This window comes from Stutzerimonas sp. C6.4V (assembly GCF_058536345.1).
The window spans coordinates 2,978,415-2,991,497 of sequence record NZ_JBZUBM010000001.1 but is presented as its reverse complement, the minus strand read 5'-3'; the positions used below and the strand labels follow the sequence as shown (position 1 = coordinate 2,991,497).

The 13,083-nt window shown below is 60.2% G+C and carries 8 protein-coding genes and 4 pseudogenes; 4 read left to right on the top strand and 8 right to left on the bottom strand.

Annotated features, from left to right (window positions below):
* Positions 1-292 precede the first annotated feature (292 nt).
* The 4 genes and pseudogenes from AC4LFW_RS14050 to AC4LFW_RS14035 form a co-directional block, all read left to right on the top strand.
* Positions 293-498: pseudogene (locus tag AC4LFW_RS14050) on the top strand (VRR-NUC domain-containing protein); the annotation flags it as partial.
* A 129-nt stretch (positions 499-627) separates the two neighbouring features.
* Positions 628-1,929 (top strand): VRR-NUC domain-containing protein, encoded by a 1,302-nt coding sequence (locus AC4LFW_RS14045; RefSeq protein WP_491820232.1) that lies wholly within the window; start codon positions 628-630, stop codon positions 1,927-1,929.
* A pseudogene (locus AC4LFW_RS14040) lies at positions 1,926-2,504 on the top strand (ATP-dependent DNA helicase); the annotation flags it as partial. The gene AC4LFW_RS14045 and the pseudogene AC4LFW_RS14040, both read left to right, overlap by 4 nt.
* A gap of 8 nt (positions 2,505-2,512) precedes the next feature.
* A complete protein-coding gene (locus AC4LFW_RS14035) occupies positions 2,513-5,164 on the top strand; it encodes an excinuclease ABC subunit UvrA (RefSeq protein WP_049326339.1) in 2,652 nt (883 codons plus the stop codon).
* 79 nt (positions 5,165-5,243) lie between these two features.
* Here AC4LFW_RS14035 and AC4LFW_RS14030 read toward each other — a convergent pair.
* From AC4LFW_RS14030 to AC4LFW_RS13995, 8 genes and pseudogenes are all read right to left on the bottom strand, one after another.
* A pseudogene (locus AC4LFW_RS14030) lies at positions 5,244-5,639 on the bottom strand (conjugal transfer nickase/helicase domain-containing protein); the annotation flags it as partial.
* A gap of 311 nt (positions 5,640-5,950) precedes the next feature.
* Positions 5,951-7,757 (bottom strand): annotated as a pseudogene (gene mobH / locus AC4LFW_RS14025) (MobH family relaxase); the annotation flags it as partial.
* Positions 7,758-8,024: 267 nt separating this feature from the next.
* On the bottom strand, positions 8,025-8,330 hold the full coding sequence (locus AC4LFW_RS14020; RefSeq protein ID WP_049326338.1) for an ArsR/SmtB family transcription factor: 306 nt from the start codon (positions 8,328-8,330) through the stop codon (positions 8,025-8,027).
* 138 nt (positions 8,331-8,468) lie between these two features.
* Positions 8,469-9,452, bottom strand: coding sequence for an LLM class oxidoreductase (locus tag AC4LFW_RS14015; RefSeq protein WP_063543695.1), 984 nt, complete (start codon positions 9,450-9,452; stop codon positions 8,469-8,471).
* Positions 9,453-9,518: 66 nt separating this feature from the next.
* The gene (locus AC4LFW_RS14010) at positions 9,519-10,643 is read right to left on the bottom strand and encodes an alkene reductase (RefSeq protein ID WP_015275826.1); all 1,125 of its coding nucleotides are present in this window, start codon (positions 10,641-10,643) and stop codon (positions 9,519-9,521) included.
* 63 nt (positions 10,644-10,706) lie between these two features.
* A complete protein-coding gene (locus AC4LFW_RS14005) occupies positions 10,707-12,206 on the bottom strand; it encodes an aldehyde dehydrogenase family protein (protein ID WP_003291466.1) in 1,500 nt (499 codons plus the stop codon).
* Between the two features lie 251 nt (positions 12,207-12,457).
* Positions 12,458-12,589 (bottom strand): hypothetical protein, encoded by a 132-nt coding sequence (locus AC4LFW_RS14000; protein ID WP_003291465.1) that lies wholly within the window; start codon positions 12,587-12,589, stop codon positions 12,458-12,460.
* Between the two features lie 216 nt (positions 12,590-12,805).
* Positions 12,806-13,057 carry a PIN domain-containing protein gene (locus tag AC4LFW_RS13995; RefSeq protein ID WP_003291464.1) on the bottom strand — a complete coding sequence of 84 codons (252 nt, stop codon included), beginning with the start codon at positions 13,055-13,057 and terminating at the stop codon, positions 12,806-12,808.
* Positions 13,058-13,083: the final 26 nt, after the last annotated feature.

Genomic DNA, 13,083 nt, shown 5'->3' with positions numbered 1-13,083 from the left:
AGTACTCGCGTCTACGTGAAATCTGGAGTTTATCGGCACGTCAGCAAATGTGGATTTCTCCCAGATGCACGATTTCTAGCTTGTGTTTGAGTACCTGCCGCACTTGAAAACGTTTTTACACAGTCTCGGCCGGTACCTGCCTAACGCGACAGGCAGATACCGGCCGGGAGTCGCCAGTAGCATCGGGCTGGAGTTGGCCACTTTCACCTGCTGATACCGTCAGCTTCTGCGCCAGTTGATCCTCGGCACCGCAACACGGACAATCCTGTACAAGAATACAGTGATCGCTACCATGTCCGTCTCGTTAGCCCCTGAGCTTTACTACCTCAGCAATTTCCGTACGGCACTCGCCTGGGTGGCTGAGCGCTATGCAGATCTACTGGCGGATGAAGAACGTGCCTTTCTCGACACCTTCAATACCCTGCCCTGGCCATCCCAGGCCTTGCTGGTGCGCATGATTAGCGCAAGGGCTGTCATTTTCGTCTGAGCAAGCTCGTTTACCCCGAGATCGGCGACTGCCTGGCTGCTGCCGATCCACTGCTTGAACAGGGATGGATCACCGAGCAGGCGCTGCTCACAGCCGATGAGATTGCCGAGCTGCTGCGCAAGGATGAGGTGCTGACTCATATGCCGCTCACAGACCGCCGCGCGGCGCAGAAAAAGGCCGAGCTCGAACAACTGCGCGCAATGGAGCTACCTGCCCAGACCTTCACGGACTGGTGCCCTATGTTGGATGATCAGTTACTCAGCCTGATGGTGGGCGAGTTGTGTGATCGTTTGCGCCTGATGTTCTTTGGCAATCTGGCTCAGGACTGGTCCGAGTTCGTGCTGACGGATCTGGGCATCTACCGTTACGAATCGGTGGACATAGGCCCGGAGTCACGTGGTTTTCAGTGCCGCCAGGATCTTGAAGATTACCTGCACCTGCGCCAGTTACGCGTCAGCGTTGAGCAAGGCGCAGACCTGGCGGACATTGTGCCGCCGTTGCTGGCGTTCAGTTCAAGCAACCCATACCTTTGCAGTCGCCAATCGCGCCTGCTGTTTCAGATCGCCCAGCAACTGGAGAAGAGCGGTGAGCTGGAGCAGGCCCTGCTGCTTTATCAGCAAAGCGCGCATGGCGAAGCCCGCTGGCGACAGATTCGCGTACTGGAACAACTGGGGCGCGATGCCGAGGCCTATGATCAGGCCCTGGCCTTTAGCCAAACCCCAGGCAGCGATGAAGAAAGCCAGCGCCTGGAACGAGCCCTCACCCGCCTGCAGCGCAAGCTCGGCCTGCAGATGGTGAAAAAGCCCAAGGCTGCGAGCGAAACCCGCATCGACTTGGTATTGCCGGCGCCGACACATGGCAGTGTGGAGATAGCTGTGCGTGATCACCTGCAGCAGGATGATGCTCCGGTGCACTATGTGGAAAATACCCTGCTCTGCGGCCTGTTCGGCTTGCTGTGCTGGGAGGCGATCTTCGCACCGCTGCCGGGGTCATTTTTTCACCCGTTCCACAGTGGCCCGGTGGACCTGCACAGCCCGGACTTTTATGCGCGCCGCCAACACCTGTTCAAACGCTGTCTACTGCAACTTGAACAACCCGACTACAGGCAATTGGTCAAGGCCCGGTATCAGGAAAAGTTCGGCCTGCAATCACCCTTCGTCTTTTGGGGCATGCTCGATGAGGCGCGCCTGGAACTAGCCCTGCAGTGCATTCCCGCTGCACACCTGCACGCCTGTTTTACCCGCCTGCTGCGAGATCTGAAAGCCAACCGCGCCGGCATGCCCGATCTGATCCAGTTTTATCCGCAGGAACATCGCTACCGGATGATTGAGGTCAAAGGCCCCGGCGACCGCCTGCAGGACAACCAGAAACGCTGGCTCAGTTTCGCGGCTGAGCACGGTATCGCCGTTGTAGTTTGCTACGTGCGCTGGGCTGAGGCATGAGCTATCGGGTAGCGGTGCGGGCACTGTGCGAGTTCACCGCCAAGGAAGGTGACCTGGATCTGCGCTTCACCCCTTCCCCCACCGCTCAGGAAGGCATGGCTGGGCACCAGACAGTGGTTGATCGGCGGGGAGACGGCTATATCGCCGAGTTACCTCTAAGTGGCAGCTACCCCGGCCTGCTGGTCAGCGGCAGGGCCGACGGGTACGATCCGCAAGAGCGGCGCCTAGAAGAGATCAAAACCCACCGTGGCGATATCAGCCGCATTCCGGCCAACCACCGGCTGCTGCATTGGGCGCAGGTCAAGGTCTACGGCTGGCTGCTCTGCCAGCAGCTTGAGCTGGAAGAGTTGGAATTGGCTGTGATGTATTTCGACGTGATGAGTCACGCCGAGCATGCCTTCAGCGACCACTTCACAGCCGCTGAACTGGAAGACTTCTTCAATCAGCAGTGCCAATTGTTTCTGAGCTGGGCTGAACAGGAAGAAGCACACCGCATCAAGCGTGACGAGCATCTGCAGAGCATCAGTTTTCCCTACCACTCAGGAAGTCCCGTCCTGAGCGGGGCGAACTACAGGATAAGAACATGCCAAACAATTCTTTCGGTGAATCCTCTTGTACCGCTGCGGCCAGCGGCCTCGTGCAGGTGCGTGGCGCGCGCGAGAACAACCTCAAAGAGGTGGACGTCTCCATCCCGCGGAATGCGCTGGTGGTGTTCTCGGGTGTCTCCGGCTCCGGGAAGTCCTCGCTGGCCTTCGGCACCATCTATGCCGAGGCGCAGCGACGCTACTTTGAGTCGGTGGCCCCCTATGCACGGCGCCTGATCGACCAGGCGGGCGTGCCGGACGTAGATGCGATCGACGGCCTGCCACCAGCGGTGGCGCTGCAGCAGCAGCGGGGGTCCAGCAATGCGCGTTCCTCCGTGGGCAGTGTGACCACCCTGTCCAGCCTGGTGCGGATGATGTATTCGCGCGCCGGCGCCTATCCCGCCAACCAGCCGATGCTGTACGCCGAGGATTTTTCGCCGAACACGCCGCAGGGGGCGTGCCCGACCTGCCACGGCTTGGGTCATGTGTACGAGGTGTCCGAGGCGATCATGGTGCCCGACCCCTCCCTGAGCATCCGTGAGCGGGCGATTGCTTCCTGGCCACCCGCCTGGCAGGGCCAGAACCTGCGCGACATCCTGGTCAGCATGGGCTACGACGTTGACCGGCCGTGGAAGGACCTGCCGAAAAAGGATCGCGAGTGGATTCTGTTCACCGAGGAAACACCAACGGTGCCGGTGTACGCCGGTTTCACGCCTGCCGAAACCCGCACCGCGCTCAAACGCAAGATGGAGCCGAGCTACATGGGCACCTTCACCGGCGCCCGGCGGTATGTGTTGCACACCTTCGCCAATACCCAGAGCGCGCTGATGAGAAAGCGCGTATCCCGGTTCATGGAGGGCAAGCCGTGCCCCACCTGCCACGGCAAGAGGCTCAAGCCCGAAGCGCTGTCGGTCACCTTCGCTGGGGTGGACATCGGCGCGTTTATGCAGATGCCGCTGGACCACTTGGCGGCATTGCTCGAACCCATCGCACAGGGCGATTTCCGCGCCCATGCAGCGGGTGCGGCTACGGACAAGGAAGCGACCCGGCGCGAGCGTGCCGAACGCGCTGCCACCGGCCGTGCGGTCCATGCGGTATCGCCCGACGTGCGCCGTACCTCCGCGCTGTCGGAAGAAAAGCGCCTCGCCGCACAGCGCCTGGCTGGAGGCGTGATGGCGCGCCTGCGCCAACTGCGCGGGCTAGGCCTGGGCTACCTGACGCTGGACCGGGCCACGCCGACGCTTTCGGCCGGCGAGTTGCAACGCTTGCGGTTGGCCACGCAATTAAGTTCCCTGCTGTTCGGCGTCGTGTACGTACTCGACGAACCCTCGGTGGGCCTGCATCCCTCCGACAGCCAGGCCCTGTACGATGCACTCGACCGGCTGCGCGACGCGGGCAACTCGGTGTTTGTGGTGGAGCACGACCTGGACCTGATGCGCCGCGCGCAATGGCTCGTGGATGTCGGGCCGGATGCCGGGGAGCGTGGCGGCCGCGTGCTCTACAGCGGCGAGCCGGATGGCCTGCGCAAGATTGCCGAATCGCGTACTGCACGTTACCTGTTCGACGAAATTCCCGCACCCGGAAGCCGAGCACGCGAAGCGACCGGCTGGTTGGAGCTGCAGGGCATCCACCGCCATAACCTGCATGGCGTGGATGCGCGCATTCCGCTGGGCGTGCTGACAGCCGTTACCGGCATCTCTGGCTCCGGCAAATCCAGCCTCGTCGCGCAGGCCCTGCCGGAATTGGTGCTGCTGCACCTGGGCCACGAGCCTGAAGACGATGCCGCCGAAAGCGCCACCAGCGAAGGGCCGGCAGTGGTCGAAGCGACCGGCGGCCATCTGGCGGGCGACGTGGACGCCATACAGCGCCTGGTGCAGGTGGACCAGAAGCCGATCGGGCGCACGCCGCGGTCGAACCTGGCTACCTACACGGGTCTGTTCGACCATGTGCGCAAGCTGTTCGCCGCCACGCCCGATGCTCGACGCCGCCGCTATGATGCCGGACGGTTCTCGTTCAACGTCGCCAAGGGGCGCTGCGAGACTTGCGAGGGCGAGGGTTTCGTTAGCGTGGAACTGCTGTTCATGCCCAGCGTGTACGCGCCGTGCCCGACCTGCCATGGCGCGCGCTACAACGAGGCCACGCTGAAGGTGCAGTGGAACGGGCGCAACATCGCCGAGGTGCTGCAGATGACCGTGGACGATGCCAGCGAATTCTTCGCGGGTGAAGACGCGGTGGCAAGGCCCCTGCAACTGCTGCGCGACATCGGACTGGGCTATCTGCGCCTGGGGCAACCGGCCACTGAGCTTTCCGGTGGCGAGGCGCAGCGCATCAAGCTGGCGACCGAGCTTCAGCGCAGCCAGCGCGGCCGAAGCCTGTACGTGCTCGACGAGCCGACCACCGGGCTGCACGCGTCGGATGCCGACCGGCTGCTGGTGCAGTTGCAGCGCCTGGTCGATGCCGGTAATACCGTAGTGATGATCGAGCACGACATGCGTGCGGTGGCCCAAGCCGACTGGGTGATCGACGTAGGGCCAGGCGCGGGCGCTGCCGGCGGCAGCATCGTGGTGGCGGGTTCCCCTCAGCAGGTGGCCCGAAAGTCTGGCAGCCGAACCGCTCCGTTCCTTGCACGGGAGTTGGCGCGGGCCGAGTAGCTTAGTTCGCCAAATGTTGCCAGCTTCGCGGGGCATTGATCGTCGCCACACGGTGGTGACGGTCGCTGCCCGAGTCGCGTCATCCTTCCTGAGTCAGAGCAAGATAGGGATTGTTGGGCGGTATTTCGGCGAATACCAAGGACCCATTTTCGAGGAGGTAGCCATGCAGTCGGCGGGACTTCCTCGGGCCCGTGACTTCACAGGTCCAAATGTTCAGGCCATTTGGGTGCTTGCGGTATAGCTGCAGTTTCTAAAAGCGCTTTTGCACCCACTGCCAATCCGGTTGCTTGTCCTGCCTGACCAGCGCATCCACCTGGGGATGTTCCTACGCATAGCGCTGGAACACGCTGGGACTGACCAGGTAGGCGGTGTCGCTCACCGTATGCACGAGCGCCTTGGCGTCGTTGATGATGAGTCGCCGCGCGGCGACTCCCTGTTGCAGCCACGTCATGAAATGCTCCCCGGATGGTATCGCGACTATTGGAGTTGATGCAGGTCCAGGCGCAGGGGTAAGTGGCAAGGGAGACGCTGCGGCTGTGGTTGGGGCAGGGACTTTCTCCACTGGATCTTCACCCTTCCCCATGTCGGCCGTGCGATCCAATCCAACCATCGCCAGCATGTCCTCCATGACGTCAGGCACGGGCGGGGCCGCAGTCGGCAAGGCGGTATCGCTGCGAGGGCATTCCCAAGGGGGAGTCTCCAGACCTTCGGGGGTTGGCTGCCCCACGACCGCGGGCGGTGTGCCTGGTGCACTGCCGTTGGTTTCCGCTGGCGTCGTGTCGATCGCCACCGTGCCTGCGAAAAGCGCTGGCCGCTCGCCGGATTCCCAGATCAGCGCGGGCGCGAGGCGCAACAGGGTCAACGAGTAGGACCAGCCGGTCGCACTGGTCACGGTCGCGCGCCAGACCGCCTTGCCGTCTGAGGTGGGCTGGAGCATGCCGTGGTTCTGCAGCACGTTGAAGACGGCGGTGTTGTTCACAGGAATGCCGTCGATCCCCTGAGACAGCAGGTGCGCGCGCAGCTTGTCCGAGACAGTCTTGCTCACCAGCCACAGCCCATCCTCAGTGAGCCAGCCATCGGAGGCTTCCGGCTGATTCAGCTTCAACGGTTCCTTGAGCAGGAAGCGCAGCCCGTCCAGCAGCTTGCGTTGCAGCGCGTGCCTGGGCGCGGCCATGGCGCGCGCGGGATCGCCGCCCAGTTCCTGTGCCACAGAAGCGCGATCAGCCTGCACGACCAGTTCACTCAGCACGCCGGCGTGCTCGTACTGCCCGGCCAAGACGTAGAGCAATGGTGCCCACAGAGACGGATAGCCGCTGAGCCAGTCTAGGAGCGGACCATCGAGCAATTGGCGGTAGAGCAGCCCTGTTGCGGCGCTGTGCAACCGGTACTCGCGGTCTTCGCGGTAGCGGAAGCGGTACGACTGGTGCAGCGGGCCGTGCCAGGGATGCCACAGCGAGCCGTCTGCCAGCTCGACCAGCAGATCGACGGCCACCTTGCCGATGTCGTGCAGCAGCGCGGCGTAAGCAACGGCGGCGGTCCAGGCTTCCGACTGCGCCGCCTGGTCTTCGGGGCTGGCGCCGATGGGCAACAGATGGGACTGCCGCAGCTTGAGCGCATAGGCGACGATCTCCAACCCGTGATCCAGCATGCCGCCGGGGTAAGCGTGATGATGGCTCTCGGAAGCGGGGAATTGCTGGACCAGCTCGGCGTAGCGCTCCAGCGGCGTGCGGTACAGCGTGGCGAACTGCCGGCGCGACAGCGACGTGCGCTGCCAGATGTGTTCCAGCAGCTTCTGTCGGCGCGGTGTCGCCAGCAGCGATGCGGCCGATTCGGGCCGTAGCAGCCCTTTGGGGAGGTCGGTGGCGGGCGCTGGTGATGGTGCAGTGACCGGAGGCCGTTTTCGCTGGAACAGGGAGAGCATGTGGGTGTCCTCTGGGGGGGCGGCCGGGATGCCTTTTCGCCTTTTCGAGGTAGGGCCTTTCCCCTTGCACCCCCATTCCCTTGCCGTTTCGGCCCTTTGGCCTTTAACCGCTTCGGTATAGCGGGAAATGGGATGCGGCTCCAGCGTCAATGGGGAACCCGCTGGAATGGAATGGTCAGCGTCCTTCAGGTCACGCTCGATGCCGTAGAGCTTGTTGATCAGGCTCAGCGCCACGTCGGCACGCCCAGTCTTGCCCTTGGGCTGCACCTTTTGGGCTTCGACGAACTTGCGTCGCGCATGCGCCCAGCAGCCCAGGCGTTCGATGCCGTCGCGTGCAGCCACGGCGTTGTAACCGGCGTAGTCGTCGGTCATCAGGTAGCCGCGGTAGCCATCGAGCAGGCGTAGCGGCACCTCCTGCGCGCGGCTGGCTGTGTAGTCGAAAAGGATCACCGGCTTGTCCGGCGGCCCACCGCTTTGCACCCACATCCAGGATTGTGCCGAGGGGTCGCGTCCCGGTTCATGCAGCACCTGCAAGCGCGTTTCGTCGCAGTGCAACACGGGGTAGTCCAGCAGCTTGTCGCGCATCAGGTTGAGCAACGGTTGCAGTTGCTCGCCACTTTGGATCACCCAACGCGCCAGGGGCTGGCGTGGGATGTCGACGCCGTGGCGGCTGCCCCCTAAAGAAGGTTGGCCGTAGAAGAGCACTTGAAGGGCTTCGCGTCCCTCTCTGGAGTGTGCTGTCTTTTGCGTGTACAGCCCCTGGTTTCAGCGTTGTCAAGTGGCAGTTTTGCTATAGGAGCGTTTTTTCCGCGCACCGCATCACTGGTAATGCTGTTCGATCACTCGAAGCTTCGGATGATCTGATCGTTATTTGGTCACATTGCTGTTTTTGACATCGGCAAAGACTGAAATCAGTCAGAAATACAAGGGTGTGCAGCCCTAGATTCTTTCTTGCAGCGCCTTGAAGAAGGCATCGATATTCTCATCGTGGCGTTTGTAGTAGGTCCAGGGGCCGATCCGCTGCGATGTCACCAATTGCGCGCGCTGTAGAGCTGCGAGATAAAGCGATGTCGTTGACTGCGAGAGGCCCGTGCGCTCTTGGATGATACTGACGCACACGCCTACCGTTTCTGGGTCGACTTCCTGCTCGGGAAAGACTGTCCTGGGATCCTTGAGCCAATTGAGGATGGCAAGGCGCGTCGGGTTCGCCAATGCTTTCAGGGCTTCGTTGACGTCAATAATCATGAATTTTTTGAGACCTGTTTTTTTCGATATCTAGATATCTTCCTGATTCGCGCATCAAATTGGAAGGCTTCGCCATGATCTCTGCGCGCCAGCCCGTCGCAATGACGGGCTGGTTTGGACTGGAATCCTATTGTCCTGTCAGGTAGGACTATCGGGCACCTGTGCGCCGAATTGCGGGACGATATGTTTGCCAAGTTCCTCGATAACCTCTGCTGCGGGGCGTTTACCATACTTGAGGTTCAGGATGACGTGATCTACACCGATTTCCTGAAGTGTATCCAGCAAGGCCCGCAGGTGGTTACGTCCCAGTCGGAATCCTAGATGGATAGGCGAGGGCGGCGTGGATGGGTGTTCGTCCAGGTCGATATACAGCGATTGCAAGAACGGCTTGTAGATAGTGCCACATTGTTTAGCCGTTTCCTGTCGCCAATCTTCCACGATGAGTTGCTGCATTTTTGGCGGACGTGGATAGTTGATCCATCCATGGCTTTCACGCGCGATCCAATCGAGCGGCTGGCGGCTGTGTCCGGTTACGAATAGCGGTATTTCCCGAGTCGTAGGTTTGGGAACGAGATCGGCCCCCAGTAACTCGCCGTGACTCCAGCGAATGGGCTCGAAGTGTGTTCGATGGGCTTGGCGTATCACATTGAGGTTTTCTTGAAAGGTCTCGCCACGCTGTTCTGGATCAACGCTGAATGCGGGAAACTCCACGGGACGATCGCCAGAGGCTACTCCCAGGAGCAAGCGACCTCCGCTCAACTGATCAATGCTCGCTGCGGCCTTTGCCGTGTGCAAGGGATTACGCAAAGTAAGGGCGATGGAGGCGGTGCCTAGTGCGATTTTTGTTGTATGGGCTGCCATGTAGCCCAGATACACCCAAGGGTCGAAAACCTGGCCGACATCGCCGAAGCTTGGGTCCCTGAGCGGCACGTCGCGAAACCAGAGCGCCGAAAAACCAAGTGCCTCTGCACGTTTGGCCAGCGCGACCTGATCTAACATGCTCGGTGTATCACCTTCGAAAGCCTCCAGGGGAAAGAACAGCCCAAGGCTTAGATGACCCTGCCTGAAGGTTCGTTTGAATCCCCTATGCTCTTGGTAGGGGATCGTGCTCGGTTGGTACATGCTTAACTTCCTCGGTCAGCAAACGCAAAGCCACGCCCCTGAGTTATGGGGCGTGGCTCTGAGCGTTTAGGATTTGTAAGTCGGGTAGTCGGTGTAGCCCTTATCGGTACCGCCGTACATGCTGCTTGGATCAACTGGGTTAAGCGGCCAGTTGTTGGCGATACGAGCGGGCAGGTCGGGGTTCGCAATGAAGGGGCGGCCAAAAGCGATCAGGTCGCCCCAGCCAGCTTTTATCACGCGATTTCCTCGTTCAGCGGTGTACTTGCCGGCATAGATAATCTTGCCGCTGAAGGTCTTACGAACAGCTTCCCGGAACGTCTCAGGCAGCTCGGGTGCGTTTTCCCAATCGGCTTCGGCGAGCGACAGGTAGGCAATGCCTACTTCCTCGAGGATCTTCACTGCCTCGATGTAGGTTTGGTGAGGATCTTCTTCGACCAGGCCAAGGTAGACGCGGTCTTCGTCTGTGGTCGCGAACAGCGGGGCGAAGCGAACGCCAACGCGCTCCTTGCCGACGACACCAGCAACGGCGAGGGTGATTTCGCGCAGGAAGCGAAGACGGTTCTGCAGCGAACCGCCATATTCATCATCACGCTGGTTGGTATGCGCCGAAATGAACTGGTTTACCAGGTACCCATTCGCGCAGTGAAGTTCCACCCCGTCAAAACCTGCGTCCAAAGCATTTCGGGCTGCTTGGGCGTAGAGCTCAACCAGTTCCTTTACCTCCTTGGTGGACAGGGCTCGTGGGGTCGAAGGGTCGGCCAGTGTACCCGTGCCGGGGCCAGTTTCGATGAACACCTTGACGTTGTCCGCGCGGATGGCTGATGGCGCGACGGGCGCTTCACCACCGGGTTGCAGCGACGTGTGCGACACGCGGCCCACATGCCAAAGTTGAGCAAAGATCACCCCCCCTTCGGCGTGAACAGCGTCGGTGACCTTACGCCAGCCTTGTATCTGTTCCGGGCTATGAATGCCAGGTGTCCAGGCATAACCCTGTCCTCGGGGTTCGATCTGTGTGCCCTCGGTCACCATGAAGCCAGCACCGCTGCGCTGACGGTAATATGTGGCCATTAGGTCGTTCGCAATATTGCCGGGTTGGGAGCTGCGTGAACGCGTCAGTGGCGGCAGAACGATACGGTTCTTGAGGGTGTATGGGCCCAGCTGAGTGGTTTTAAAAAGTTCTGAGTGTGTCATTTTGCTTACCTGCATATCTAAAATATTCGATGTTATAAGTCAAAAAAACATGGTTCAAGGAGGTCAGAAGAGCCCGAGCGGTGCTTCGTTGAGGCTGACGTAGATGTTCTTCTTCTGGCTGTAGGCTTCCAGCATTGACTTGTGAGTTTCCCGTCCTAGGCCAGATTTCTTATAGCCACCAAAGGGGGCATGGGCAGGGATCTCATGGTAGGTATTTACCCACATACGTCCGGTTTCCACCGCGCGTGCCACACGTAACGCCCGGTTGATGTCTTGGGTCCAGACTGCACCGGCTAGGCCGTACTCGGAGTCGTTGGCCATGGCGATGACCTCCGCTTCATCCTTGAAAGGAATGACGCACAGAACAGGGCCGAAAATTTCCTCGTAGGCGACGCGCATATCGTTGCGAACACCGACCAGAATCGTTGGCTGGATGAAGAAGCCGGCATCGTAATTGGCACCTGTGAGACGACCGCCGCCGATCAGTACCTCAGCGCCTTCCTGTTTAGCGATATCGACGTAGCCGAGGATCCGTTCCATCTGGGACTTGCTGACCTGTGCACCCATCATGGTGTCCGGGTTCAGTGGGTCACCCACACGCACAGCTTCGAACTTATGCTTGAGCTCAGCTAGGAATCGTTCGTAGATGGATTCGTGAACGAACAGCCGTGCGCCGGATTCGCAGACTTGGCCTTGGTTCCACAGGATGGCGAGGACTGCGCCTTCCACGGCCTTGTCCCAGTTCGCATCGGGGAAAACGATGTTGGCCGACTTGCCGCCCAGTTCAAGGGTGGCGGGAATGATTTTCTTCGCTGCCGCATTGGCGACGAGTTCGCCGACACGCGTCGAGCCGGTAAAGGCAAGCTTGCGCAGGTCCGGATGATCCAGTAACGCCTGCCCAACTGTGGTGCCTAAGCCTGTGACGATGTTGACCACGCCGGCTGGAAGTACCTTAGCGAAGATCTTCGCCAGTTCGAGGATGGTTACCGGGGTCAGCTCGGAAGGTTTGATGACTACGGTGTTACCCGCTGCGATGGCCGGAGCGATCTTCCAGGCGGCCATAAGCAGCGGGAAGTTCCACGGAATCACTTGGCCCACAACTCCGAGGGGTTCACTGAGAGCGATGCTGAGTGTTTGCTCATCCAGCATGACCGCCTCATCCGATTGGCTGCGGATTACGCCGGCGAAGTAGCGGAAGTGATCAATTGCCAGCGGGATGTCGACGGAGCGACTTTCACGAATGGGTTTACCTACATCAAGGGTTTCCAGAACGGCGAACCGATCGGCATCGGCTTCCAGCAGGTCGGCGATCTTCAACAACGCATTGGCGCGTTCCGCAGGTGAGGTGGTACGCCAGGTCATGAAGGCGCGCTGTGCGGCCTGCACCGCGCGGTCGACGTCGGCAGCTGTGGCGTTTGGGATGTTGGTGAGAATTTTTCCGTTGGCGGGGTTGATAATGTCGAGGGTTTCACCGTATTCGTCCGAAACCCACTGGTTGTCAATAAACAGGCCGTAGCTGCTGTCGGGAAGGTGATTCGGATGGGTATCGCTGGAATCTTTCATGGGGGGTGCCTCCTGAGGTTTCTAGCGCGGGTTACGAGTCCAGGCTATTCGCAATATTCATATATGTCAATATAACGCTATTGGTTCCGGCACGTGTGCATATTTCCACGCCCTTGCAGCTCACTTCTGGATCAGCTGGGAACGCGCCGTGCTTCGCGCCAGGGTTGCCTATGCAGCCAGCTCCCTTGAGCTTTTCATCATGGAGGCTGGCTGCATCAGGTATTGATGTTTGCGTTGATGTGCAGATGAAGTTAGAACGGCGCGTCAATATCGATGACGCTAATCAGCTTGTGATTGACGAATTCCTTGATGCCCAAGCCGATTAGCTCGCGCCCGTAGCCGGAGCGTTTGATTGCGGATTCCACGCTGACTCGGACACCCATTCCACGCACATCCGGACAGTGATTCCACGCTGACCCGGACACTCATTCCACGAGCATCCGGACACCGATTCCACGGCCATCCGGACACTTTTCAGGCAGGCAGACGGCTTGTATGGTCATTAGACATCCCGTTACGACAGGGTATCGAAGGCTGGCGCATTCAACCGACGTGCTTGATTGGCCCCGAATACTTCGCTATAGCATGATTATTGGTTACTAGGATGAAGCCTTCCGAAGCGGCTTGTCCGATGAGCATCCGATCAAATGGGCGCTGTGAAGGAGAGGCGAGGCCGCAGCCGTAATGGCGTGTCGGCTGGTCATGGACAGCTCCTTGTAGTCGCCGTCCAGAAGAGACCTTCTTAGTACTCCTGTATCGAACTGAAAGCTGGCTTTGCCCATCGCGTTTTGGCCGATTTCCCAGATGCTAGCGGCGCTGATGAACAGCTCATTGGCGCGATCCTCGATCATCTCCACAGCCCCGAGTTAGCTAACCT

Coding starts and splice junctions, on each gene's coding strand:
- AC4LFW_RS14045 (WP_491820232.1), top strand. CDS start 628: ATGCCGCTCACAGACCGCCGCGCGGCGCAGAAAAAGGCCGAGCTCGAA.
- AC4LFW_RS14035 (WP_049326339.1), top strand. CDS start 2,513: ATGCCAAACAATTCTTTCGGTGAATCCTCTTGTACCGCTGCGGCCAGC.
- AC4LFW_RS14020 (WP_049326338.1), bottom strand. CDS start 8,330: ATGATTATTGACGTCAACGAAGCCCTGAAAGCATTGGCGAACCCGACG.
- AC4LFW_RS14015 (WP_063543695.1), bottom strand. CDS start 9,452: ATGTACCAACCGAGCACGATCCCCTACCAAGAGCATAGGGGATTCAAA.
- AC4LFW_RS14010 (WP_015275826.1), bottom strand. CDS start 10,643: ATGACACACTCAGAACTTTTTAAAACCACTCAGCTGGGCCCATACACC.
- AC4LFW_RS14005 (WP_003291466.1), bottom strand. CDS start 12,206: ATGAAAGATTCCAGCGATACCCATCCGAATCACCTTCCCGACAGCAGC.
- AC4LFW_RS14000 (WP_003291465.1), bottom strand. CDS start 12,589: ATGGGTGTCCGAGTCAGCGTGGAATCCGCAATCAAACGCTCCGGCTAC.
- AC4LFW_RS13995 (WP_003291464.1), bottom strand. CDS start 13,057: ATGATCGAGGATCGCGCCAATGAGCTGTTCATCAGCGCCGCTAGCATC.